The sequence below is a fragment of the Mycolicibacterium tusciae genome (assembly GCF_002086795.1).
Lineage (GTDB): Bacteria > Actinomycetota > Actinomycetes > Mycobacteriales > Mycobacteriaceae > Mycobacterium > Mycobacterium tusciae.
Genome location: NZ_MVIM01000024.1, coordinates 25,509 through 50,700 on the forward strand (window position 1 = coordinate 25,509; position 25,192 = coordinate 50,700).

Sequence of the window (25,192 nt, forward strand, 5' to 3'; positions counted from 1 at the left end):
TGTGCGGATGCTCGCATTCTGGCTCTTGCCCTTTATCGCGTTGTTGTTGGCGCTGGGTGCGGCCTACTTCAAGTATCAAGCGGGGACCGCCGCTGGCACGGACCGCGCCCGCGCGGAAACCGTTCAGGTCGCCACCGAAGCGACGGTCGCGATGCTGTCCTACACGCCTGAAACGGCAGCCGAGAAACTGAAGGATGCGCGCGATCGACTGACGGGACCGCTTCGCGACTCATATACATCGTTGACCGACGATGTCGTAATTCCGGGAGCACAGCAGAAGCGAATCTCGGCCACCGCCAGGGTGTCAGCCGCTGCCTCCGTGTCCGCCGGTAAGAACCGTGCCATCGTCTTGGTGTTTGTCGACCAAACCACCACCGTGGGCAACGACGCGCCGACAGACACCGACTCCGTCGTTCAGGTCAGCCTCGACAAAGTCGGATCCCGCTGGCTGATATCGGGTTTCGAGCCGAAATGAGCACCATCCCAACCTCAAGGTCTGCTGGTGTCTCCCTCGTCAGCCCGATGGCAGCGTGTGAGGAGGTGGGATTTTGAGTGGTCTGCCGGCGGTGAGACCGTTTTGCATCGACGTCGCTGATGACGTTCTCGATGATCTACGAACGCGTCTGTCGCGGACCCGTTGGCCCGAAGCCGAGTGTGTACAGGACTGGACCCAGGGCATCCCACTCGGGTACACCCGCGACCTGACCGCGTATTGGGCCGACGTATACGACTGGCGGTCCCGTGAAGCCGCCCTCAACCGATTCGATCAGTTCATCGTCGAAATCGACGGCGTGGACATCCATTTCATTCACCAGCGATCTCCGCACGAAGAGGCTTTCCCGCTGGTCATCACCCACGGTTGGCCTGGCTCGATCGTGGAGTTCCGCAACGTGATTGAGCCACTGACCAATCCGACTGCCCACGGCGGACGCGCCGAGGACGCCTTCCACGTGGTCTGCCCGGCGCTTCCCGGCTACGGCTTCTCCGGCAAGCCCACCCACTCCGGGTGGGGTGTTGAAAGAATCGCGCAGGCGTGGGAGGCGCTCATGCTGCGACTTGGCTACGAGCGCTACGGTGCCCAAGGCGGCGACTGGGGAGCAGCTATCACCACACAAATGGGCCGCAACCGCGGCCACTGCGCCGCCATCCATCTGAACATGCCGATCGCTTACCCTCCCGCGGGCGGCATCGCCGATCCGACCGAGGAAGAACAGCTGGCCCTGGCCGCCCTGACGGCTCATCAGCGTTGGGGGACAGGCTATTCCGAGCAGCAATCCACCCGGCCACAGACCATAGGCTACGGACTGGCCGATTCGCCAGTCGGCCAGATGGCGTGGATCGTCGAGAAATTCGCAGCGTGGATGGACTGCGACGGGCATCCCGAGAACGTGCTCAGCCGCGATGAGCTCCTCGACAACGTCATGATCTACTGGGCTACCAACAGTGGCTCCTCGTCGGCCCGGTTGTACTGGGAGAGCTTCAAGACCCTGGACGCGACAACTCGTGTGGAATTGCCCACCGGTATTGCTGCCTTTCCCAAGGAGGTCCTGCGCTCACCACGAAGTTGGTGCGAACCGATCTACAACATCACCCACTGGACGACCATGCCGCGCGGCGGGCACTTCGCCGCTTTGGAACAACCGGGTCTCTTTGTCGACGACGTCCGCGAATTCTTCGAAACCGTGCGGTGATACGGCCAGTTGGCAGGCCACGAAGCCTTGGTAGCACACCTGCGATGAGCTAAACTCTCTGCATTGCGGAGATCCGATCTGCTAGCAAGAGGACACGTACGAACATAGGGGCACGTGTCAACTGTCAAGGAGGCTACGAGTGGTAGACGACGCACGCAGTGCAGTCATGAGAACGTGGACGCTACCCCTAGGTGCCGCGACTTTGCAGAGCCAGAGCGTCTACGACGTCGAGGACCCGTGCACCGGCAACGTGCTGACCCAGGTGCCCGACTGCAGCGGCGAAGATGTCGACAGGGTGGTGACAACTGCACATGCCGCTCAACGCGAGTGGGCGCTGCGGACGCCTCGCCAGCGCGCCACCGCGCTGCGGGCTTTGGCGACACTCATGCGCGATCACTCCGAAGAACTCGCGCTGCTCGACGCCGTTGACGGCGGCTTTCCATTGCCTGCGATGCGCGACGATGTCACTTGGGCGGCCGACGTGTTGGAGCTGATGGCAGACGGCGCGCTCAACCTCGGCGGGCGGACTATCCCTCTCTCGGCGAACCTGCACTACACGCTGCAGCAACCGTACGGCGTGGTTGCTCGAATCGTGCCCTTCAATCATCCTGTCCTATTTGCAGGAGCCAAGATCGCCGCTCCGCTGATGGCGGGAAACGCCGTGGTGCTCAAAGCGCCCGATCAGACACCGTTGTCGGCCATCCGGCTCGCCGAGCTCGCCGGGGAGGTCCTGCCCGAAGGCCTATTTGGGGTGGTAACCGGACATGGGGCGACTGCCGGCGCCGCGTTGGTCGCTCATCCACTAGTCCGGCGAATCGGCTTTATCGGCTCCCCGGGCACGGGCCGCCATATTCAGCGCTTGGCCGCCGAGCACGGCGTCAAATACGTCACGCTGGAACTCGGCGGCAAGAACCCCATGATCGTCATGCCCAACGCCGACCTGGAGGCGGCTGCCAAAAGCGCCGTCATAGGGATGAACTTCACCACCACAGCCGGCCAATCATGCGGATCAACAAGCAGACTGCTGCTGCACGAAGCGATCGCTGACGAGGTTATTAATTTGGTCGTCGATCAAGTCGCTGCCATCAAGGTAGGCGACCCGCTCGTTGACGGCACAGACATGGGACCCGTCATCGACCAAGCGCAATACTCAAAGTCGCTGCAGGCCATCGAATCAGGACGGGCGGCCGGCGCCAGCGTGCTTACCGGTGGGGGACGCGCGCAGGGTGTTGGGCCCGAAGGCTGGTATGTCGCACCGACCGTATTGGCCGACGTGGCACCACAAGCCGCCGTCGCCCGCGACGAGATCTTCGGGCCCGTTCTTTCGGTGCTAACCGTTCGCGACGAAGCCGAGGCTGTTCAAGTCGCCAACAGCGTCGAGTTCGGATTGACCGCCGCGGTGTGGACCAACGACTTAAGCCAGGGTCACCGCATGGCTGCGGGACTTGATGCCGGCTACGTCTGGATTAATGGCAGCGCACGCCACTACTGGGGGTTGCCATTCGGAGGCTGGAAGTCATCAGGCGTTGGATCGGAAGAATCTACGGAGGAATTGCTGTCCTACACACAAGTCAAGGCGGTAACCGTCACCATGGAATAAGGCGCGTCCATCCCCGGTCGGACACGGATCGGCGAATGTCAATGCGTAGCAGTGGATTCGGAGCACCGTCTAGTCGCCTCCCAGACCTAGTAAGTAGGTGACCGAAGCTTCAATGTGACGCGACGCGTTCGAGGTCCACCGCACCGAAGTCGGGCAGCGGTGACCGCCGGACACCGCAGCGAAGGGGTCGTAGTTCTGTGAATGAAAGTGCTGTCGGACAGCTAAGCCGCCGACGTAAGGCCTTCGTCTTGGCGTCCTGCTGCATGAGCGTGCTGATTGTGTCGACTGACGTGACGATCGTCAACGTTGCAATCCCGAGCATCCGCGCCGAGTTTTCGGCGTCGCCTTCGCAAATGCAATGGCTCGTCGACATTTACACCTTGATGGTGGCCTCGCTGTTGCTGCTGTCGGGTGCCACCGCCGACCGATTCGGCCGGCGGCGCACATTGCAGATCGGGTTGATGGTCTTCGCATCGGCCTCCCTACTCTGCAGCGTGGCTCCCAACGTCGAAACGCTGATCGGCGCCCGCTTCCTGCAAGCTATCGGCGGCTCGATGCTCACCCCTGCTGGATTGTCGATCGTCACGCAGGTGTTCACCGGCAGAGTGGAGCGCGCGCGTGTGATCGGCATATGGGGGGGCGTCGTAGGCATCTCGATGGCGTTGGGTCCGATCGCGGGCGGAATACTTATCGAGTACGTCGACTGGCGAGCAGTGTTCTGGGTCAACGTGCCGATCTGCGCAGTAGCCGTACTATTGACCGCTGTCTTCGTTCCCGAATCCAAGTCGGTCACCATGCGCGACGTCGACTTGATCGGCTTGGGCCTGGGCATGGCCTTCCTGTTCGGACTGGTTTTCGTGCTCATCGAGGGGCCAGGAATGGGCTGGACCGACACGCGTGTCGTCGTCACGTGCGGACTCTCAGCCATTGCGTTCGCGATTTTCCTGCGCTACGAGTCACGCCGCCCCGACCCGTTCGTCGAGCTGCGATTCTTCCGCAGCATCCCGTTCGCTTCGGCGACGGCCATCGCGGTGTGCGCATTCGCTGCATGGGGCGCGTTCGTATTCATGATGTCGATGTATTTGCAAGGGGAGCGGGGGCTCTCCGCGATGCACACGGGCCTGATGTTTCTGCCCGTCGCCGTCGGCGCACTCATTTTCTCACCTCTGTCTGGCCGGCTGGTGGGGCGATTCGGTGCCAGACCGTCGCTGATGATCGCCGGGGCGTTGATTGCCGCCGCGACTCTAATGTTCGCGCAGTTGAGCGACGCTACCCCGCAATGGCAGATGCTGGTCGCCTTCGCGGTCTTCGGCATCGGTACTTCGATGGTGAACGCACCGATCACCAACGCGGCCGTCAGCGGTATGCCGATCGACCGTGCCGGTGCGGCGGCGGCCATCACGTCCACCAGCCGCCAGGTGGGCGTGGGAATCGGTGTGGCCCTTTGCGGTTCGGTCGCTGGTACGGCACTGGGCGACACCAACGTCGATTTCGCGGTCTCCGCCCGGCCGCTTTGGCTGGTGTTCGCCGGAGTTGGTGTGCTAATTATCGCGCTCGGTGTCTATTCGACGTCGAAGCGTGCGCTGCGCTCAGCAGAGCACCTGGCGCCGCTGATCGCAGGAACCGATCCGCGACGGGAGGCTGCCGGTGTCGCATAATCCAGAAGCGGACGAGGTCTGGCGCGTGATGACCACACTGGTCACCGACAACCGCGACAGCTGGAGGCGAGCGACCGCCGACCAAACGGGGCTGCCATTCAGTCGCATCCGAATCCTGCTCCGGCTGGCCCGTGGTTCGATGACCGTCAAAGAGGTCGCGCAAGCCGTGACAATCGATGCCCCGGCGGCCACGGTGGCGGTCAACGATCTGGAGGACCGCGGGCTAGTCATGCGTCAGACTATTCCCACCAACCGGCGATGCAAAGTGGTTTCACTGACCGACCGCGGCTGGTCGATGGTGGCCGCGATCCATGGGATCGACGACCCGGCTCCCGAAGCGCTTGCGGCACTTGATAGTAACGAGCTAAAGGCTTTGCGAGACGCGATAGCCAAAATCAGCGCTCCCGCCAAACACCGCGGCGTGAACGCTGAACGAACGGCTGTCAGTCCACCAGTCGGCGCATAGACGGCTTGAACTAGGCGCGCGCCTCGTGGTGGTGATGGACTTCGGCCATCGAGCCCACCGATCATCCTCGAAGTTTGCGCGTTGTTCGTCGCCGAGTTTCCAGGGGGCCAAATGAAATACAGGAATACCCAGTTAATCCTGGCGTGCCCCGGCGTGGGTCTGCAGGGATGCCACCTAGCACTGCAGGTACCACGGTAGCCTAAATAATAGCTTGCAAACAGTTGCTATCCTATGTAAACTCGCAGTGGTGTAGCTCACGTAAGTGCTCATGTTTCTGCAGGCAGGAATCGACAGGAAGGTGCGCCTGGTGAATTCGATGGCGCCTGATGCGACGACAATGCGACTATTAGAGAATGCGCGCGGCTCCATCCTGAAGGGCCGCCTCCCTGCGTCTCTCATTGCTAATGCGGCGCTCTACCAGCTTGAAATAAAGCGAGTGTTCGGCAGGACATGGCAGTTTCTCTGCCACGAAGACGAGATCCCTAATCCAGGCGATTATGTTGTCCGCTACATCGCTGATAACTCTATTATTGTTGCGCGGCAGCAGGATATGACGATTCGGGCGATGTCGAACTCGTGCCGGCACCGCGGCACGCTGCTTTGCCGAACCGAGGTGGGGAATGAGTCGGCATTCCAGTGCCCGTACCACGGTTGGACCTATCGAAACAACGGTGATCTCATCGCGATACCTGCGCAGCAGGCCGTCTACGGTGCTGCGTTCGACAAGAGTCGGCTAGGGTTGCGCGCTCTGCCGATGCTCGACTCGTACGCGGGCCTCGTTTTCGGGTGTGTGTCAGATGAGGCCCCAGGGCTGGATGAGTACCTCGGGGATATGCGGTGGTATCTCGACTTGATGATGAGTAAGAGCGCGGCCGGCATTCAGGTGTGGGGGGCTCCGCAGCGTTGGGTGATTGACGCGAACTGGAAGACAGGCGCTGACAATTTTGTTGGGGACGGCTATCACACGGTCATGACGCACCGCTCCATGTGCGAGTTGGGGTTGTTACCGCCCGATAATGTGGCCGTTTCGCCGGCGCACGTCAGCCTATCGGGGGGGCACGGGGCGGGCGTTTTAGGCGCACCCCCCGGCATACCCGCACCACCGTATATGGGCTATCCCGAGGAAATCGTCTCCGGTCTCAGCGAAGGTTACGGCGATGACGTCCATGGCGAGATGCTGAAACGGACAATGTTCATTCATGGCAATGTGTTCCCGAACTTGTCCTTCTTGAACGCCTTCATCGCCAAGGACGGCGAGTCTATGCCGGTGCCCATTCTGACCTTGCGGCAATGGCGTCCTCTGGACGCGGCGCGCATGGAGGTGTGGTCGTGGTTCTTCGTGGAGCGCAATGCGCCCGAAGAATTCAAGCAGCAATCGTTTGAGACTTATGTTCGGACGTTCGGGGTTGGGGGCGTCTTCGAGCAGGATGACGCCGAGATATTCCAGGCTATTACCAAGGGAACCCGCGGCGAGTTGGCTGGTGGTGTGGAGTTGAACGTGGAGATGGGACTGGACAACTTGGCCCCTGATCCAACGTGGCTGGGTCCGGGACGACCGTTGGCCAGTGGCTACGCCGAACAAAATCAGCGCGAGTACTGGAAGCAGTACTTCGACTATCTGGCCACCCCGAGAAGGGATGAGAACGTATGACGACAACGCTGCCGCAGGATCCACCTCAAGCTGCGAGGGTTTCGCGGGAGGTGCGTGAGGAAATCGAAGACTTCCTTTTCGACGAGGCTGATCTGTTGGATCGCGATGAGTTCGAGGAGTGGCTGGGATTGCTGGCACCGGATGTGCACTATTTCGCGCGCGTCCGTCAGACGCTTCGAAGAGCAGGGGGACGGGGGTTTTCTGAGCGCTCCATGCATTTGAACGATAACTACACGAGCCTGAAGATGCGTATTCAGCGGCACCGAACGTCGTCGGATTGGGCTGAGGATCCTCCCTCGCGGATCCGGCACTTCATAACCAACGTCAGGGTCAGGTCTGGTGACGGCGACGGTCGGTACCGAGTCACCTCGAATGCATTGCTGGTGCGCACGCGCGCGGACGAGGCCAAGGCGGAGACAGTCTCTGCCGAGCGCCGAGACATTATTCGTCGCGACGAGGGGGGTTGGAAACTGGTCCAGCGCGAGATCCTGCTGGATCACACCACGTTGCCCACGCACAACCTGTCATTCTGGATCTAAGGTGCCGGTGAGCTTGACATCAACCTGGCGGCACCTCCGCCGAGACTCCGGCCAACGAAAGTCGGTGCTGCCGAAAGAATCCGGGTCCGTCCTGAAGGTAGGCCGGTAGGTGCGCGCAGCTGTTTATCACGGTCGCGAAGACGTGCGGATCGAAGAACTTCCCGATCCGAGTCCACGTGCGGGAGAAGTGGTCATCGAGGTGGCCCGAGCGGGGATCTGCGGCACAGACCTGCACGAGTACATCGCCGGTCCGATGCATGCTGCACCAGGGGTCGTCATGGGGCACGAATATTCCGGGACGGTGGTCGGCGTCGGGCCCGGCGTGCACGAGTTCACCGAAGGTGACCGGGTTTGCGGCGTCGGCGTTTTCGGCTGCGGTGAATGCGGCTCCTGCAAACAGGGCGCTGAAGCACTCTGCGGGACAGTCGGTTTCATCGGCTTCGCTCTCAATGGGGCACTTGCCCGCTACGCATCGGTGTCGGCGAAGGCGTTGTTTCGCATCCCGGATGACATCAGTCTCGTCGAGGCTGCCGTCGTCGAACCGATCGCGTCGGCGTACCACGCTGTTCGCCGTAGCCGGCTGGCAGCGGGTGAGACCGTCTTCATCGCCGGTGCCGGCGCGATCGGCCTTGCGCTTGTGCAGTTCTGCCTTGCTCAAGGTGCGACTCAGATCATCGTCAGTGAGGTTTCGGCATCGCGCCGCGTCGCCGCCCACCGGGTCGGGGCTACTCGCGTAATCGATCCTCTGGTCGAGGATCCAGTCGAGGTGGTTCAGACGTTGACACACGGAAACGGCGTCGATGTCTCCTTCGACGCCGCGGGCGTACAACCCGCGCTTGACGCGGCGTTGAGCGTTCTCCGCCCCCGCGGTCGATTGATGGTCGTGGCGATATGGGAGGCCGCGGCTGGTATCGACATCAATCGAAGCATCATGCGCGAAGCCAATATCGGCTTCTCGTTTTGTTACGAAGCCCAAAGTCAGGTTCCGGCAATTCTCACCTTACTTTCTGTTGGGGCCCTCAGCCTAAGTGAACTGATCACCGATGAGATCCCGTTGGACGCCGTGGTCAGTCAGGGTTTCGAGGAGTTGCGCATCAACCGCGATGCACACATAAAAATACTGATCGACCCATCGGCATAGCTGCGATCGCTACCCGCAGTGGATATCACGCCGCCGCACCAAAGGAGTTAAGTGTCCGCGAATATGGAGAGCCTTTTCGACGGTCTCACGGTCCTCGAGCTGGGGCACGTGATCGCGGCGCCTTTCGCTGCGTCGTTGATCGGCGACTTCGGAGCACAGGTCATCAAGATCGAAGACCCCGGCTCGGGCGACATGTTGCGCGGGTCCGGTCCCACGAAAGACGGAGTGCACCTTTGGTGGAAGTCCGCGGCCCGGAACAAGTCAAGCGTGGCTATCGATCTGCGCCTCCCCGAGGGGCAAGCGCTGGTGCGCAAAATGGTCGAACGCGCAGACGTGGTGATCGAAAACTTCCGTCCGGGAACGCTCGAGCGTTGGGGACTGGGATGGGAGGAACTGCACGCAGCCAACCCGCGGCTGATCATGTTGCGGATTTCTGGGTATGGCCAGATCGGCCCGGAGAGTGCGAAGCCGGGATACGGACGGGTCGGGGAGGCGATGAGCGGAGCGGTACACATCACCGGCCACCCTGACCGACCACCGACACATTTCGGTTTCTCCCTGGGCGATGTGACGACAGGAATCATGGGTGCATTCGCTGTTGCCGGAGCACTGTTCAAACGTGAAGTGATCGGGACTCGCTTCGATGGGGAATGTATCGATCTGGCTCTCTACGAATCACTGTTTCGTGGCATCGACTGGCAGGTCATCCTCTACGACCAGTTGAACTTTGTTGCCGAGCGTCAGGGCAACCAGTTCCAGGTCAGCCCGTCACCGGTGTCAGATACTTATCTCAGTTGCGATGGGGTGTGGTACACCGTGGCGACCGGCACCGTGCGGTCAGTGCAGAGCCTTCTCGACCTGTTGGGCGGCACGACTCTGCGCAACGATCCGAGGTACGCGACTCAGGAGCTGCAGATGTTGCACCGCGAAGAGCTCGGCGAGATGGTTCGGAAGTGGTTCGCCGAAAACAACTCCGATATTGTCGAAAAGGCCTGCGCGAGTGCGGGCGTCGTTGCTGCGCGCATATTCACGCCGGCAGAGATGTTCTCAAGTCCCACGTTCGCGGCTCGCCAGAGCCTCGTCGAGGTCGCTGATCAGGAATTGGGTCCGGTCCGTGTCACCGGGGTGGTGCCGAGGCTGACGAACTTTCCCGGATCCGTACGCAGCACCGGGCCCCGTCTCGGGATCCACGGCAAAAGGGTGCTGACTGAGTGGCTCGGCTTGGCCGACTCGCAGTACGAGGCCCTGGTATCTAGGGGTGTCGTCGGAGCGGTCGACGTCGACGGAGAGGATCCCGGGCATTGACTGCGCTGCGCGACAAGGCCTGTATCGTCGGCGTTGGTCATACGGTCTACCGTCGTGGTGGTACTGAGTCGGCAACAGACCTTGGCCTGCAACTTGATGCAGCCCGTGCCGCGATTGTGGATGCCGGGATGTCGCCTGGTGAGATCGATGGCCTCATCTGCCCTATCAACGGTGGCACGGCCGAAGACTTCGTAGCGAATCTCGGCCTGACACAACTTCGTTACGCGGTGACATCCCATACCGGAGGGGCGGCAAGTGTGGCGGGTCTGGCCACTGCGGCGATGGCGGTGTGGTCGGGCGTCGCGCGTAGTGTCCTCATTGCCGCGGGCTGGTGTGGGTACTCCGGTCCGCGTGCCCGCGGGATGGCGTCGAGCGCGGAGATGGCGATAGGCAAGGTTGTTCGGGACTATTACGCCCCACAGGGCGCGGTGTCGGCTGTGCACCAGTATGCGCTCGTGGCCGACCGATACGTCCGGAAGTACGACGTGCCGCCTGAAGCGTTGGGGGCCGTGGCAGTTGCGTTTCGCGCTAACGCGCAGCTCAACTCGAATGCGGTGATGTGCGGCCGTGAGTTGACGATGAAGGAATATCTCGACTCTCCACCGATCAGTACGCCGTTTCGTTTGTTCGATTGCAGTTTGGAGACCGACGGGGCAGCTGCGGTGGTGGTATCAGGGGCCGATTGTGCGGCGGACGGTCCGCACCGGCCGGTGTTTGTGATGAGTGTGGCGGAAGGGCGCCCATTTCCCGTCGATGAATTCGCCAACAGGGCAGACCCGTTGGAGATCGGGCTTGCCGAAGCGGCGCCGCGCGCATTTGCCGACGCTGGTGTCGCCCCGTCTGATATCGATCTGTTTGAGGTTTACGACAGTTTCACGATCAACGTGTTGCGTCAGATCGAAGCGACCGGGTTCTGTAAGGCCGGCGAAGCAGCGGATTTCGTGCTCGACGGCCATATCGCCGCCGACGGCTCGTTGCCGACGAATCTCAACGGCGGTTTGCTGTCCGAAGCGCACGTGCAGGGCATGAACAATCTGGTGGAGGCGGTGCGGCAGCTGCGCGGGGGTTTAGCCCAGCGGCAGGTCCACAATGCGGAATTAGCGGTAGTGACCGGTATGGGCGGCGGATGGGGTTCAGGTGCTCTCGCCATATTGCGTCGGTGACAGCGTCGTGACCGGCGTGTTCACGAGAGGCCCGGTGTGACGCGAATGGGAGCGGATGTCGCAACACCGCCACTGCCATCCCTGGAAGGTCTCACGGCGGAGTTTTACGGCCACTGCCGACGTCAAGAGCTGTCGTTTCAGCGATGCTCAAGCTGCGGTCGTTGGCGTCATGTTCCTCGCCTGGCGTGCGTCGGGTGCGGCAGTAACGCATGGTCTTGGCAGAGGTCGTCGGGTAGGGGAGTGGTATTCAGCTTCACGGTTATTCACCGCGCGCTGCATCCCGGTTTCGACGAGGACGTCCCGTTCGTGTGTGCCGTCGTCGAAATGGATGAGGGTGTGCGGATGGTGGCACGGATAGTGGACGAAGTTGCCGACCGGACAGCGACGCTGGCGGATGCGGCCGTCGAGGTTGTCTACGTGCACGTCGCCGATGATGTTGTGCTACCGGCATTTCGGCTGTCTACCGCGGAAGCGCGGGGCAATGACCGCCGCTGACGAGTTACGCGATCGTGTCGGTGAGAAGATCCGCTTCCGCGGCGCCGACTCGGTGACGCAAAATGATATCCGCCGCAAATTAGAGGTTTTCACCTTTTCCTGCCCGCTGCATGACGACGAGGCGGCAGCGAAGTCACACGGCTATCTCGGCGTCGTGGCTCCGGTGACAATGACTCCGCTGTGGGGACTACCGCCGTATTGGGCACCCGGCCAGCCCAGTCCTTATCTGGCCGACGGGCAGGAAATGACAGGGAATATCACCGACACGTTGGCTCTGCCGTTCAGCCGATCGGTCAACGTCAGTAGCGAGTGGCAGTACCACACACCGCTATACCTCGGGGACAGGCTGAATGGGACTACGACGATAATCTCGGTAGAGCAGAAGCGAACCCGGGTCGGTACCGGAATCTTCCTGCAATACGAGTCAGAGTATTTGAAGGATTCTGGAGAACTGGTCGCGCTCAACCGAAATACCGTCTTCAACTACGACGCCTCGAGGCCCCGGCATGAGCCCGGCACTTCCGCACGCACCCAGCAGGGCGTCCGTCCCCGCCCACCTCAAGTGCACGATGCCGATATCCGTGTCGATTGGACCACGCCACTTGAGTTCGACGACGTTGAGGTCGGTGCTGAAGTGCGCGGACCGGCTTTGGCCCTGACCTACCAACGCATTGTGATGAACATTGCCGCGGATCGCATGTTTTCCGGGATACACCACAGCGCCGCGGCCGCGCATGCCGCGGGGCTGCCCGACATCATCTTCAATACTCGTGGCCTGGAAACCCTTTTCGAGATCGGGCTTCGTCGCTGGATGGGCCTTCGCGGCAGGTTGGTGCACCTCGGTCCATTCAAGATGAGTGCCTCGATTCACCCGGGCGATATGGTGCAGGCGCGATGGACTGTGACCGGCAAGCATGCGCAGGCCGGGGCAGAAGCCGTAGATCTCCAATTCGGCGTCTTCGCTGGGGATCGGCAAGCGGTGCAAGGGATTGCAATTATCACGCTCGATGGGAAAAGCAATGCTAATCAGAGTTCTGTAGGAGAAGGAGAGTCCCTTTGAGTGTCATCAAGGCGGACGAGGAAGTCTGCCAGGGCTACGCGAACTGTGTCGTCGCAGCGGCCGACATTTTTGACATCGGTGATGCGGGAACCGTTGTCATTCTTGATGACACGGTAGCCGAGAGCGATGAGGCCCGGATTGTCACTGCAATTCGCAGTTGCCCCGTCTCGGCTCTACGTCTCGAAACGGCGTGAGCGAGACGGCCGTGAACGGCGCAAATACCAGGGGTCAATGCGTCAATTTATGGAGGAGACGAGTCGTTGCCCGAATGTGCTTGCCGCTCAACCGATATGAGCTCTCATGTATTACAGACCGATCAGAATATAGTTTACCTACGAGGTACGACGTGAAATCGACACTTGGCAGACGGCGTGACGGTTTGTGGCGATCTGAGTTACGGCTGTCTACGGGTGGCTCGGGCATTACAGCAAAGGAAAGGTACCGATGACGTTAGAAATGAGTACTTCAGGCGGTGCGGATCGGACCGCTCGTAGTCTCGTCGATGTCGATCGCGGGGAGATCAGTCGGGAAATCTTCGTCGATGCTTCGATTTTCAACCTTGAGCTGGAGTGTTTGTTTCCGCGGACCTGGTTGTTTGTGGGTCATGCCTCGCAGGTGTCTGCGCCGGGTCAGTTCTTCTCGTCGAGGATGGGTTCGGATCCGGTGCTGTTGACCCGTGACGCGCAGGGTGGCGTGAATGTCCTGCTGAACTCGTGTCGACATCGGGGTATGGCGGTGTGTCGCTATGACGAGGGCCGTGCGCTTCAGTTCACCTGCCCTTACCACGGCTGGTCGTACTCGATGGACGGTTCGCTGGTGTCCACTCCAGGAGATTTGCACGGTGTGCCGCAGCAGAGCATGGCCTACGGTAATGACCTTGACAAAGCGAGTTGGGGGCTTGTCAGCGCTGCCAAGGTCCACAATTACAAGGGCCTGATCTTCGCGTGCTGGGATCCCGCTGCCCCGGACTTCGACGAGTATGTCGGTGACTTTCATTATTGGCTGGACAACCTGGCCGATGCTTTCGATGGCACCGAGGGCGCTACGGAGGTGTTCCGCGGAGTGCAGAAGTGGCGCATCAGGTCGAATTGGAAGTTCGTTTCAGAGAATTTTCTCGGCGATACCTATCACGGGGCGACGACTCATGCCTCGGTTGAGCAGGTGGGTATTGGCCCGGGCGGCAGGAATTCGCGGCGCCACGGTGAACGACAGGATCAGGGTGGTTTTTCGAAAGGCCGAGTGAAGACGTCGTTTCGTACGGGTCACGGTGCGTCGGACAACCTGGCGTATGAGATCGCCTATCCTGAGTTCGCCGAAGAACCGGCCTTGAGTGAGTACTTCTCCCAGGCCTGGGCACTCCGTAAAGAGCGGTTGGAGGCGCAGGGCAGACAGCTCGGTGGTCGTGGACCAGCGACGATGTTCCCCAACATGTCGTTTTCCGCCGGTTTTCCGAGGACGATTCTGGTGTCACACCCGATCAGCCCGACCGAAACCGAGGTGTGGCGCTGGTACCTCATCGACAAGAGCGCACCCGATTATGTACGTGATTGGCTGCGACGTTATTACATGCGCTACTCCGGTCCCGGAGGGATGACGGAGCAAGACGATATGGAGAACTGGAATTACGCGACGCAGGCCAGCCAGGGCGTGATAGCCCGACGCTATCCCTACAACTATCAGCAGGGACTGGGTAAGGAAACTCCCAGTGCGCTCGACAAGGCTGTTCATTCCCACCAGCCCATCGCCGGAGAGGTGAATGCACGCGCCTTTTACCGGCGATGGGCCGAGTTCATTGACAACCTCTCGTGGCCTCAACTGACCGAGCTCGCCAAATCCGACGAGAGAGCCGCACAGTCGTGAGCCGAGTGACGGGCGATGAAATTGCCACGAGGCAGGATGCGGTCGAGAAGTTGCTGCTCCAGGCCGAAATCGCCGATTTCCTCAATCGGGAAGCCGACCTGCTCGACGAAAGGCGTTACTCCGAGTGGCTTGGTCTGCTCACCGACGACTACGAGTACTCCGTTCCACTGCGGGCGAACGTCGCCTACGACGACCTCGCGGAGCTGGAGCAGACTCAGGAAGGTAACGACATCTGCTGGTTCGACGAGACGAAGGAGACCGTCGCTTTGCGGGTGAAGCAGCTGATGACAGGACTGCACTGGGCCGAAGAACCCGTCTCGCGAGTGTCACACCTGGTCACCAACGTGCGCATCGAGGGGATCGACGGCGCGGAAGTCGATGTGAGTTGCCGGTTCCTGGTGTATCGAAACCGGGTCGCCGATGAGACTGATCTGCTCGTCGGTCGGCGTAAGGACCGGTTGCGCCGTGTCGCTGGTGACTGGCAACTGTGCCGTCGCCGGCTACTCCTCGATCAATCGGTGTTGCTCGCCAAGAACCTCTCGATCATCTTATGAAGCGGGACTCTATCCTTGAACTCTTGACCTTCAGTACGCGAAAATATATTGTTCTCTAAACATTATGCAATGGTGCGCGACCAACGAGGGGGCAGCTGGAATGTCTACTTCGCTCCAACCGAAGCGGCGTGCCGATGATGTGACCGCCCTGCGAGTGATGACAGAGGAAATGCGCCCGCTTCTCGTCGGCGACGGGTATCAGATGTTCGATGTGCGCGCTCCGCAATCATCTGGACCTCCACCGCACCAACACCCTTGGGATGAAAGCTATGTGGTGCTCGAGGGCGAACTGTGGGTGAGCCGCGGCGGCGAAGAAACGACCCTGCAGGTGGGTGAGGCGATTCGGGTGCCGGCTGGCGTCGTGCACGCCTATCGCGTTCTCTCTGAGGGCGCCCGGTGGCTTACGACCTCGTCTTTCCCGGGGGGCGCGCTGGATTTCTTCTCAGATGTGGATGAAACCTCGAACGGCCCCGGCGACGTGAAGGCCCTTATTGAGGCGGCCAAGCGAAACAATGTCAAATTCGCCGATCCTGCGCTGGGATAGCCGTCGGTTGAATCATCGGGCCGCAGTTGCCATTTGCCGACTGTGTCGGTAGTCAATTTACAACCCGACATTCGGGGGTCGGTGTCATGAGGCGGGTCGGCGTGGTCGGTTTGGGCGGTATGGGCTCCGCCCTGGCAGCGTCACTTCTCGCGACGGACCATTCGGTAGTTTGTTTCGACATTCGGCCCGACGTGTTACGCCCAGTTGTAGAGCTAGGCGCCCAGTCAGCTGGGGACGCGCGTGAGCTGGCCGGCGCATGTGACGTCGTTTTGACGGTCCTGCCGGGGCCGACTCAGGTGCTGGAGGTCGCGCTCGGGTCGGAGCGAGGTGTGCTGGCCGGCCTTCCCGAAGGGGCCGCCCTGCTGGATATGTCGACGTGTAACCCCGAGGTTGCAGCGGTCATCGGGCAGGCCTACGACGCGGTTGGGAGGCGCTTCGTCGATTGCCCCGTTAGCCGAAAGGCGCCGGACCTGACCGTTCTGGTCGGAGGGCCGCGCGGGGTGCTCGGCCCTGATGCCGATGTCCTTGCCGCCGTGGCCCGCACCTTGGTGTACTGCGGCCAACGAGGTGCGGGCTACGCCACCAAGCTCCTCAACCAGCATGTCAAGTACAGTTGGTACCTCGCCTCTGCGGAAGCGCTTTTAATTGCTGAGGCGATGGGGTTGAAGGCCAGCGAGGTTGCCGAAGCGATCGCGGAGTGCAGCGGGGGGGACTCGGGTCTCACTACGGCGGCAGCGTATTTCCGTCACGACACTGAGTTCGTTCGTAGCCGCGCACCCGCTAGCACCATCGAAAAAGACTCCGCGCTGGTGGAGAGAATGGCGACGAACGCCGGTATCCGCAGTAGAACGCTTGCGGTCGTCGTCGACTTCTTCCAAAGCGTTGCGGCCTCGGAGTTTCGCGACCGTGCCTACCCCGAGAGCACAAAACTTCTTAAACGAATCCGGTCGATGCCTCCGAAGTCGACCTCCACGCCGTGACATAAAGGCGCTCACGCTGTATAGCTAGCTGAATTGCAAATCGCCGAATATCGGCGAACGTATAGAAAGACCACTGGCCGTTTGCCGGTATGATCATGATCAATACGCCGGAGATGTGCCAAACCGCTGATCAACGTTGCGAGGGACGTCATGACTACCGAGAAGTTGACGATGGCCCAACAGGTCGCGGCCAAGACCCGCGAAGCGGGACCCGATCACGATCCTTCGTCATTGGCGCTCCCGCTTGCGCTCTACCGTGCCGTGACGGCGTTCGGCCGGGTAGCCGTCGATGAGCTTGCGCCTGTTGACCTTTCGATGAGCCAATTCAATGTTCTCACCGTCCTCAAGCGGGCCGACGGGCCGATTACGATGGGCGCACTGGCCGATTCGATTTCTGTACGCCAAGCCAGCCTGACGAGCGTGGTGGACAGCCTGACCAAGGCTGGGTTGGTCACGCGCAAGATGAATCCCCGCGATCGGCGCTCGGTAGTGGTCGCGATTTCGAAGAAGGGGGATCAGTTCATGACCGAGTTTCTGCCCGGTCATTACGACTTCCTCGAGGGACTCTTTGCCGGTATCAACCCGCGACACAGGCAGCAGCTCCTCGCACGACTGAACGAACTTATAGATTGCTTGGAGAGTTATCCGACCGGCCAGCGCACCTCCTGATCGGTAGCCGGATAAAAGATTGTGACCGCCGATATGGATTGGGCCCCATCCTCGAACTGACCGGGCGATGCTACGACTTCTACAACGTTGAGCGCCTTCACAACTACCTCGGTACTTAGCTATGGAGTTTCGGAGCGCGCTCTGACGCCCGCTTGGCAGTCCTCGCCTCGCATACCTACGGCTCGAAATGGCCCGTCAGATCGGCTGCACTCAGGTAATGAGCACTCCCGAGAAGAAGATTCGCTCGGCGGCTAGGTTGCGTCCTCCTACGTGTCACGTGGGAGTTCCAGTGTGGCGTTCAGCGTTGGTCGCAACGTGTCGAATGACATTGTGACACAGGGGAATTGTTGACACGACCGCGGCACGACCGCAGCGAAGCCGCACCGCTGCGCCGGCTTCTCTGACAAGCCCATTTACACAGAAGCCTAAATTTCTATCTTGCAGATATTCGGAAGCTGTGGTAAAACGTTGTTACCGAACTTGCTGAGAGGACGTCCGAGGTTGCTCAAAGACACTTCGATTTGTGTGAGCTTGCTTGGGGCGGAGACACGCTTCGTGTATGTCGATGGCATCCGAACTAGGACAATTCAGGCGGGCGAAGGTCCGGACCTGATTCTCTTGCACGGGGGAGGTGGTCACGCCGAAGCCTTCGCACGCAACGTGTCGACGCTGTCGCGTCATTTCCGGGTGCATGCGCTGGATCTGTTGGGTCACGGTCTCACCGGTCCTTGCGATGTCGCCCCGGGGCGAAAGGACTATGTCAGTCACCTTCTCGGATACATGGACCAGGAAGGTATCGATCGAGCCCACTTGTTGGGCGAGTCGTTGGGAGGTTGGATCGCAGCGTGGACTGCGCTGGAACATCGCGACCGTGTCGACCGGTTGATCTACGTGTGCGGCGCGCGGTTGACACTGCAGGTCGGCGCCGATGCCGAGGCTCGCACCGCTGCCGGGCGCGCAGAGCTTGCCCGACTCACCCAGCAATTCCTGGCTGACCCCAGTCCGGCGAATGTACGGGAGAGAATGGCCTGGCTTTTCCACCAGCCGGACCGCGATCTGACCGATGAACTGGTGGCGCTGCGGTGGGCGCTCTACGAGACCGAAGAATCGCGGTCGGCGATGACCAATGCGACGGCGCCGCCATCAGCGGCCACTGCGCAGGACAATCTCACGGCTGAGCGGCTGGCTAGCTTGAGCACGCCCACGCTAGTTCTGTGGACGAGTCACAATCCCTCGGCGACTGTGGATTTCGGCCGGCGCGCAGCCGAGCTGATTCCCGATGCCGAATTCGCATTGATGGAGGACTGTGGCCATTGGCCGCAATGGGAACGGCCGGAGGAGTTCAACCAGATCATCACCGACTACCTCAACGGTGATCGCGCATCCCGAGGGCAAGGTTGATGGAGACGATCTCTTCCATAACAGGCTCGGCGGGGCTCGTCGACTCCTCGGCCTTCTACGACGAGGCGGTGTACCAGCGGGAACTCGAAGTCATCTTCAAGCGTTCGTGGCTGTTCGTCGGCCATGAGTCCATGATCCCCAGGCCCGGTGATTTCCGCACGACCTATATGGGCGACGATGCGGTGATCGTCTGCAGGGATAAGGAATCCGGTGTTCGTGTGCTGCTGAACAAGTGTCGGCACCGGGGCAATAAAGTCTGTCAGTTCGACAAGGGAAATGCCAACATCTTTCGCTGTAGCTACCACGGCTGGAGTTACGACACCGCCGGGCAGTTGCGCGGTGTTCCGCTGGCCGAAAGCGCCTATGGACCGCAGTTCGACAAGTCCAGTATGGGTCTGGTTTCGCCGCGGGTGGCTACCTACAAAGGACTTATCTTTGCGTGCTGGGATCAGTCGGCGCCGCCGCTGACCGAATATCTGGGTGAGGGCCTGCTGTGGTACCTCGACAACTTCCTACTCGACAGCGACCCCAACGGCCTGCAGGTCGTTCCCGGCCTGCACCGCTATCTCATGCCCGTCAACTGGAAGTTGTTGGCCGAGAACTTCGGCGGCGACCAGTACCATTTTGCGGCCACTCATGGATCGGTCGCCGCACTGTCGAAAGCGGGGCGGACTGCCCGCATTGACTTCTCGATTGACGAGGGTCAGCACTACAGCGTGGTTCTCGATGGCGGCGCACCCCATGGGTTGCTACAACTCGCAGTCGGCAAGAATTTTTATCAAGACGATCTCGCCCAGGCCGAGACGCTCGGTGCCGAAGCGGTCGACTGGCTAACCGAGCGGCAGCGTCTGCAAGACGAGCGGTTGGCGGCATACTCCGTGCAGCCCTACAGCTTTCATGTGGCCAATATCTTCCCGAACTTCAGCATGATTGGCATGGGCACGGCCTTCTATGGCCGGGGTTTCATCATGTGGCAGCCTCGGGGACCGCGGTTGACCGAGGTTTGGGAGTGGTGTTTGGTGGAAAGCTCCGCGCCCCGCTCGGTCAAGGAACGCATGGTCTTCGTCTTGAGCCAGCGGCAGTCGGCGGCCGGCCTCGTGACGCCCGATGATCACGAAAACTTCGAACGGCTGTCCGACGCCCTTGAGACGGGAATCGCCCGGGAGGTGCCGTTCAACTACTCACTTGGCGAGGACGTCGAACCGGTGGAGTCGCTGATCGCGGAGTTACCCGGCAATGTCAGGCCACAGGTCAGCGAAACCTACCAGCGTGAGTTCTACCGGCACTGGAACCAAACCATGACGGAGCCGGCGTAGCCATGGAGACCAGCCAGTTGGACGTGGAACTGCGGCTGCGAATACATGAATTCTATGCCCGGGAGACCATGCTTCTCGACGATGGGCGGCTGGACGAGTGGCTGCGCTTATTGGCACCGGATGTCAGATACACGATGCCATTCCCAGAGTCCAGCACGCATCCGCTCGGCGATGATGACGACCTACCGCCGTTTCTGCTGTTCAACGACGACTATGAATCGTTGAAGCTCAGAATTGCCCGTCTGGCTACCGGGCTCGCCCCGGGAGAAACTCCGCGTACGATCACCCAGCGCATAGTCAGCGACATCCTGGTCACCGATGTGTCCGATCAAGAGCTCAGCGTCCGATCCAGCGTATTGGTGTTCCTCGTACGCCATGAACGCCACGAGAACTTCTTTATCGGCAAACGACAAGACGTGCTACGCCGGGACGAAGACTCGGGCCTGCTTCTGGCCGCCCGGGCCATCACTCTGGCTCATAGCGTTCTTCCACGAGCGATTTCGATCTTCTTCTAAAGCCCAGCAATAGCCCTCAGATAGGTCGCACATGACAGATGTCGCTTCACGCGAACTCGGCCTCGGATTTCTCGGAATCGGTCAGGCTGTCGCCAGAATTTTCCAGCAGTACCCGGACATGTCGACACTGCCGTATCGGGTTGTGGCGGCAGCAGATACCCGGCCACACTCGCTCGCCCGCTTCGCGAGCGAGTTCTCGGGCCAGACCTACACGAACGCAGAGCAGCTGTGCGCGGATCCAAGCGTGGACGTCGTCTACATCGCTACCCCTCCCGAGCTGCACCGGGAGCATGCGCTAATGGCTGCACATTACAGAAAACACATGATCGTCGAAAAGCCGTTGGCCATGTCGATCGACGATTGCACCGCAATGGTTGAGGCGGCCCACGCGGCGGGCGTACAGCTGATGGCCGGCCACACACACAGCTTTGACGCGCCGGTGCGAGCGATGGCCGAACTCGTAGGCAGTGGCGATCTCGGCGAGTTGCTCATGGTCAACACCTGGAACTTCAATGACTTCAACCGGCGACCGTGGCCGACTTCGGAATTGCGCTCGACCAGCGGGCCAGTTCTCAACCAGGGACCCCACCAGGTCGATATCGTGCGGCAAATAGTCGGCGGTCTGGCCAGAACAGTACGCGCGTCGACAATATGGGACGACGTCCGGGAATGCGTCGGGGGATACACCTGTCACCTTGGATTCAAATCAGGAGCTTCGGCCACGCTCGTCTATGACGGCCGAGCCTTCTTCGATGTCGCGGAGTTGCACTCGTGGGTGGCAGAAGACGGCGGCCGCCGCAGCCCCCAAGCGAACCAGCTGGTGGCCAGCAACTTCGCTCAGCTCAGTCAGGACCCCGACCGACTCGAAGTCGCACTGGAAGCTCAAAAGGAACAGGGCCGCTACGGTGCTGCGACGACGACCGAAGAATCTCAGGAACTTTGGGGTTACTCCGCCCCGGGAGAGATCGTCCACCACCCCTACTTCGGCCTGACCGTGGTGTCCTGCGAACGCGGCGCGATCAGGCAGTCGCCCGACGGCCTGGTGGTGTACGGGCAAGACGGACTGCAGGAAATACCGGTCGCGCGCACGATGCGGGGCAGGGCCGCGGAGTTGGCTGAACTACATCGTGCGATCACTCAGGACCGCCCTGTTCAGCACGACGGTCGCTGGGGGCGCGCCACGCTCGAAGTATGTTTCGCCATCCTGCAATCGGCCTACGAAGAACGTGAAGTCGTTCTCTCCCACCAGGTAGCGCTGTGACTCCAGAGGAGGAGGAATCGTGGGTGAGATTGTAGCGGGCTACGCGTCGTCCCATGCCTTCACTTTCATCCCGCCGAGCAGGTGGGAACTCTTCCGCACAAAGAACAGGAAGAACTACACATTGCGACGCGGTAAGAACGCACCTTGCCCGCCAAAGACAGACGAAGAACCATTCGACGCCGCCGCGGCGCGCTACACGCATATTGAAAACGGGCTTCAACGGCTGCGGGACAGCATTAGACGCGACCGACTCGATTGCCTGATCATCATCGGCGATGACCAAAACGAGAACTTCGACGGTTCTGCACTGCCCCAGATAGCCATCCACACAGGAGCGGGGTTCGAAGTGTCCGACCGCTTCTTGCCCGCCGCGCGGTTCTGGAAAAGCTCGCCCGAGCTCAGTAAGGACTTGAGTGAGCACACCGTCGAGGCGGGGTTCGACGTCGCCACCGTCGTCGATTTCCGTGAGACAACCTTGCACTCACACGCCCATGGCGAGATTGTGGCCAACATTCTCGGAGACCACGAAGTCCCAGTGGTGTTGGTCTTCCTCAATGCCGTTCATGTGCCGTCGTTGTCGCCTAAGCGGTGCTTCGCGCTCGGATGTGCGATTGGCGACGCCGTGCGGTCACGGCGCCCCGCAGGCGAGAGGATAGGTGTCTACGCGTCCGGTGGGCTCTCACACTTCACGGCCGGCTTTCCGTGGGCTGCCTACCACGGGCCGCGTGTCCACGGCTCAATCGACGACGAGTTCGATCGCCGCACTCTGAAGGTCCTCGCCGCCGGAAACGGCTACGAGCTGAGCAAGCTGACCAGTGAAGACTTGCTCAACTCTGGCAACATCGAGCTGAGATCTTGGATATGTGCTGTCGGTGCCGTCGGCGGCAACACTCCATGGGCCAGCGTCTACGAGCCGATCCCCCGCGCGCTAATGGGAATGGCCGTCGCTTGGACGCACCCCGAGATCCCTAATTAGGGCATCGCGTCAGGCACGCGGGCGCACGGTTTTGCCGGTTGACCCGACTGCGTCGCCACCATACTCTCTGTCTTACAGAAAAGATTTCTATCCTCCAGTGGATCTATCGGTCGATGAATCGAATCTAGTCACGGAACGGAAGTAATTGGCCCGTGGCGGAGGTGCAGCTTCAGCCTGGGGCCTCCAGAGGCCAATCACACAGAGACCGATAAGAAGGAGGCGATACGGATGGCCATTTGCACTGCCAGCAGCGCCCATCGCAGTTCGTACCAGGCGCCCGCGAACTTGGGCATCGCCGCCAAGGGCGGCGTCGACACCGACAGCCGAGGTTCGCGATGAGCTCCACCCCTTCGGCAAAAGGGCTAGACACTGAACGACACGCCATCGCGCTGGCCTGTCGCGTCCTGGCGGCGCGCGGCTTGGCGCCAGGCATCCTCGGCCACATCAGCCTGCGCGTCGATAAAGATCGACTGCTGATCCGATGTCGTGGTCCGCACGAGCGAGGACTCGCGTTCACCCGTGCAAAAGACATCCGGCTGGTCACGTTGGACGGTGAAGAGGGCGCCCCAGGAGAACTCGACGACGGTTACCAGCCGCCGAACGAGTTGCCACTGCACAGCGAAGTGCTCCGCACCCGCCGCGATGTCAATGCCGTGGTCCATGCGCACCCCGAGGCGGTAGTTGCCGCCGATCTCGCCGGTCTAGGCGTCCGGCCGATCGTCGGAGCGTTTGACATCCCCGGTTTTAGGCTCGCCGCGGATGGCGTGCCGGTCTATCGGCGAGGGGTCTTGGTGCGCAATCGGCAACTCGCCCAGGAAATGGTTGCTGCTATGGCGGACCGGCCGGTTGTCGTTCTGCGGGCCCACGGCCTCACTAGTGCTGCGGAATCCGTTGAGCGGGCCGTACTACAGGCCATCAGCGTCGACACGATATCGCGTTTGTCGCTTCAGATCGCTTCTGCTGGTGGCACTCTGGCTGATTTGCCCGACGATGATGCAGCAGAGCTGCCTGACCTAGGGAATGCGTTTAACGAGACCATCGCGTGGCGTCACGAGTTGGCACGCCTCCAAACCCATCGTTCGTCGCGTCACACTTCCAAAAAACGATCCTCATAGGCCACTGGCGGGCCATGCGGCCACGAGCTCACGGCCATCGCCCGCGGGCGGTCTGGGACGCCGCTTCCAATCCCGTCGAATCGCTGGCGTACACATCCTGCACCGTCCTCGCCCGAGCATTGCTCAGCGTGCGGACCGCACGCAGTCGTTCGCAATTTCCAACCCTGGTCGTGAGACCCGCGTGAATCGGAGCTTCGACCGCGCTGTGCGGATAGACCCCCCATTCTGCGACGAGGAAGCTAATCAGCAAATGAAGCGCTGCTGCAACGGCGACATCACCGGAGGGCAATAGTTTGAGTTGGTTGACCGGACAAGTCGCACTTGTGACCGGCGGGGCAGCCGGAATCGGTTTGGCCGTGGTCGAGCGGTTCTTGGCCGAGGGTGCATGCGTGGGTGTCTTGGATCGCTCGGAAGGCGACCTGGCTACCATTGGCAGCGCCGACGGCAGGCTCATCGCGGTAACAGGTGACGTTACTGCGTATGACGACAATGTCAGGGCGGTGCGCGAAACGGTCGATGCGTTCGGAAAGCTCGACGTGTTCGTCGGTAACGCTGGGATCTTTGACTACTTCGCCCCCTTAATAGGTTTCGACGGCGCCGACCTCAGCAGCGCCTTCGATGAGATCTTCGCGGTCAATGTCAAGGGGTACCTCCTTGGTGCTAGGGCCGCCGTTCCTGAACTCCTCAAAAGCGATGGGCCTAGCATCATTTTCACCGTCTCCAACTCTGGTTTCTATGCCTCTAGTGGCGGCCCGCTATACACCGCTTCCAAGCACGCAGTCGTTGGCGTAGTGCGTGAACTGGCGTACGAGTTGGCGCCGAAGATCCGGGTGAATGGCGTGGCTCCAGGCGGCACGATAACGGGCCTACGTGGTATCGAAGACCTCGGCCAGGGTGGAAACGTGTTGTCATCGGTGCCCGGCATCGCCGACATGATGAGTGTCACGAACCCTCTGCAGTACGCCCAGCAGCCTGCCGATCATGCCGGCCTGTACTTGCTACTCGCGTCTGCAGAAAACTCGCGAGCGGTGACGGGCGTCGTCATCAACAGTGACGGCGGCTTGGGCGTGCGGGGTCTGAACCAGCCGTCGGGAGGGCTGGAACTCGCCACCGGCGCGATGCGCAATGACCTTCGGTCGCCTTAGAAAGGTTTTACACATGTTGGTGAAGGCGTTGGGTTATGTGGGTGTGGAGTCTCCGGATGCGAAGGAGTGGTTGGAGTTCGGTCCGGA

At 61.0% G+C, this 25,192-nt stretch carries 25 protein-coding genes; all 25 read left to right on the plus strand.

Translation table 11 applies throughout. The features are described from left to right. Positions 1–7: 7 nt before the first annotated feature. The 25 genes from BST47_RS27850 to hcaB all read left to right on the plus strand — a co-directional run bounded on the left by BST47_RS27850 (position 8) and on the right by hcaB (position 25,105). Positions 8–475 (plus strand): Rv1363c family protein, encoded by a 468-nt coding sequence (locus BST47_RS27850; RefSeq protein ID WP_014211468.1) that lies wholly within the window; start codon positions 8–10, stop codon positions 473–475. Positions 476–566: 91 nt separating this feature from the next. Beyond that, positions 567–1,691, plus strand: a complete 1,125-nt coding sequence (locus tag BST47_RS27855; protein ID WP_165799856.1) for an epoxide hydrolase family protein — start codon at positions 567–569, stop codon at positions 1,689–1,691. A gap of 166 nt (positions 1,692–1,857) precedes the next feature. Beyond that, on the plus strand, positions 1,858–3,291 hold the full coding sequence (locus BST47_RS27860) for an aldehyde dehydrogenase family protein (RefSeq protein ID WP_083129083.1): 1,434 nt from the start codon (positions 1,858–1,860) through the stop codon (positions 3,289–3,291). A 197-nt stretch (positions 3,292–3,488) separates the two neighbouring features. Further along, positions 3,489–4,949: an MFS transporter gene (locus BST47_RS27865; protein ID WP_083129066.1), complete on the plus strand. Its 1,461-nt coding sequence runs from the start codon at positions 3,489–3,491 to the stop codon at positions 4,947–4,949. Beyond that, positions 4,939–5,415 (plus strand): MarR family winged helix-turn-helix transcriptional regulator, encoded by a 477-nt coding sequence (locus BST47_RS27870; RefSeq protein ID WP_083129067.1) that lies wholly within the window; start codon positions 4,939–4,941, stop codon positions 5,413–5,415. Before BST47_RS27865 ends, BST47_RS27870 begins: the two co-directional genes overlap by 11 nt. A 268-nt stretch (positions 5,416–5,683) precedes the next feature. Beyond that, on the plus strand, positions 5,684–7,066 hold the full coding sequence (locus BST47_RS27875) for a Rieske 2Fe-2S domain-containing protein (RefSeq protein ID WP_083129084.1): 1,383 nt from the start codon (positions 5,684–5,686) through the stop codon (positions 7,064–7,066). Beyond that, positions 7,063–7,605, plus strand: coding sequence for an aromatic-ring-hydroxylating dioxygenase subunit beta (locus BST47_RS27880; RefSeq protein ID WP_083129068.1), 543 nt, complete (start codon positions 7,063–7,065; stop codon positions 7,603–7,605). The genes BST47_RS27875 and BST47_RS27880 overlap by 4 nt, the downstream gene beginning before the upstream one ends. A 109-nt stretch (positions 7,606–7,714) precedes the next feature. Beyond that, positions 7,715–8,746, plus strand: a complete 1,032-nt coding sequence (locus BST47_RS27885) for a 2,3-butanediol dehydrogenase (protein WP_083129069.1) — start codon at positions 7,715–7,717, stop codon at positions 8,744–8,746. Positions 8,747–8,797: 51 nt separating this feature from the next. Beyond that, a complete protein-coding gene (locus BST47_RS27890; RefSeq protein WP_014211476.1) occupies positions 8,798–10,051 on the plus strand; it encodes a CaiB/BaiF CoA transferase family protein in 1,254 nt (417 codons plus the stop codon). Then, a complete protein-coding gene (locus BST47_RS27895; protein ID WP_083129070.1) occupies positions 10,048–11,214 on the plus strand; it encodes a thiolase C-terminal domain-containing protein in 1,167 nt (388 codons plus the stop codon). Before BST47_RS27890 ends, BST47_RS27895 begins: the two co-directional genes overlap by 4 nt. Positions 11,215–11,259: 45 nt before the next feature. After that, positions 11,260–11,709: a Zn-ribbon domain-containing OB-fold protein gene (locus BST47_RS31500; RefSeq protein ID WP_272937652.1), complete on the plus strand. Its 450-nt coding sequence runs from the start codon at positions 11,260–11,262 to the stop codon at positions 11,707–11,709. Next, complete coding sequence (locus BST47_RS27905; protein ID WP_083129072.1) at positions 11,696–12,769, plus strand: FAS1-like dehydratase domain-containing protein; 1,074 nt, start codon at positions 11,696–11,698, stop codon at positions 12,767–12,769. The genes BST47_RS31500 and BST47_RS27905 overlap by 14 nt, the downstream gene beginning before the upstream one ends. Continuing rightward, positions 12,766–12,963, plus strand: coding sequence for a ferredoxin (locus BST47_RS27910; RefSeq protein WP_083129073.1), 198 nt, complete (start codon positions 12,766–12,768; stop codon positions 12,961–12,963). The genes BST47_RS27905 and BST47_RS27910 overlap by 4 nt, the downstream gene beginning before the upstream one ends. Positions 12,964–13,213: 250 nt before the next feature. Next, on the plus strand, positions 13,214–14,629 hold the full coding sequence (locus BST47_RS27915; protein WP_014211481.1) for an aromatic ring-hydroxylating oxygenase subunit alpha: 1,416 nt from the start codon (positions 13,214–13,216) through the stop codon (positions 14,627–14,629). Positions 14,630–14,634: 5 nt separating this feature from the next. Then, positions 14,635–15,183 (plus strand): 3-phenylpropionate/cinnamic acid dioxygenase subunit beta, encoded by a 549-nt coding sequence (locus BST47_RS27920; protein WP_083129074.1) that lies wholly within the window; start codon positions 14,635–14,637, stop codon positions 15,181–15,183. A gap of 100 nt (positions 15,184–15,283) precedes the next feature. Continuing rightward, positions 15,284–15,727 carry a cupin domain-containing protein gene (locus BST47_RS27925; RefSeq protein ID WP_014211483.1) on the plus strand — a complete coding sequence of 148 codons (444 nt, stop codon included), beginning with the start codon at positions 15,284–15,286 and terminating at the stop codon, positions 15,725–15,727. A gap of 86 nt (positions 15,728–15,813) precedes the next feature. Then, positions 15,814–16,707: an NAD(P)-dependent oxidoreductase gene (locus BST47_RS27930; RefSeq protein ID WP_083129075.1), complete on the plus strand. Its 894-nt coding sequence runs from the start codon at positions 15,814–15,816 to the stop codon at positions 16,705–16,707. Positions 16,708–16,857: 150 nt separating this feature from the next. Continuing rightward, on the plus strand, positions 16,858–17,376 hold the full coding sequence (locus BST47_RS27935; protein ID WP_014211485.1) for a MarR family winged helix-turn-helix transcriptional regulator: 519 nt from the start codon (positions 16,858–16,860) through the stop codon (positions 17,374–17,376). Between the two features lie 501 nt (positions 17,377–17,877). After that, positions 17,878–18,777 (plus strand): alpha/beta fold hydrolase, encoded by a 900-nt coding sequence (locus BST47_RS27940; RefSeq protein WP_083129076.1) that lies wholly within the window; start codon positions 17,878–17,880, stop codon positions 18,775–18,777. Next, positions 18,777–20,093, plus strand: a complete 1,317-nt coding sequence (locus tag BST47_RS27945; protein WP_083129077.1) for an aromatic ring-hydroxylating oxygenase subunit alpha — start codon at positions 18,777–18,779, stop codon at positions 20,091–20,093. Before BST47_RS27940 ends, BST47_RS27945 begins: the two co-directional genes overlap by 1 nt. Positions 20,094–20,095: 2 nt before the next feature. Beyond that, the gene (locus tag BST47_RS27950; RefSeq protein ID WP_083129078.1) at positions 20,096–20,608 is read left to right on the plus strand and encodes an aromatic-ring-hydroxylating dioxygenase subunit beta; all 513 of its coding nucleotides are present in this window, start codon (positions 20,096–20,098) and stop codon (positions 20,606–20,608) included. Between the two features lie 31 nt (positions 20,609–20,639). Further along, positions 20,640–21,869 (plus strand): Gfo/Idh/MocA family protein, encoded by a 1,230-nt coding sequence (locus BST47_RS27955; RefSeq protein ID WP_083129079.1) that lies wholly within the window; start codon positions 20,640–20,642, stop codon positions 21,867–21,869. A 19-nt stretch (positions 21,870–21,888) separates the two neighbouring features. Further along, positions 21,889–22,845, plus strand: a complete 957-nt coding sequence (locus BST47_RS27960; protein ID WP_083129080.1) for a DODA-type extradiol aromatic ring-opening family dioxygenase — start codon at positions 21,889–21,891, stop codon at positions 22,843–22,845. A 335-nt stretch (positions 22,846–23,180) separates the two neighbouring features. Further along, the gene (gene phtC, locus BST47_RS27965; protein WP_014211492.1) at positions 23,181–23,960 is read left to right on the plus strand and encodes a 3,4-dihydroxyphthalate decarboxylase; all 780 of its coding nucleotides are present in this window, start codon (positions 23,181–23,183) and stop codon (positions 23,958–23,960) included. Between the two features lie 293 nt (positions 23,961–24,253). Then, positions 24,254–25,105 carry a 3-(cis-5,6-dihydroxycyclohexa-1,3-dien-1-yl)propanoate dehydrogenase gene (gene hcaB, locus BST47_RS27970; protein WP_083129081.1) on the plus strand — a complete coding sequence of 284 codons (852 nt, stop codon included), beginning with the start codon at positions 24,254–24,256 and terminating at the stop codon, positions 25,103–25,105. Positions 25,106–25,192: the final 87 nt, after the last annotated feature.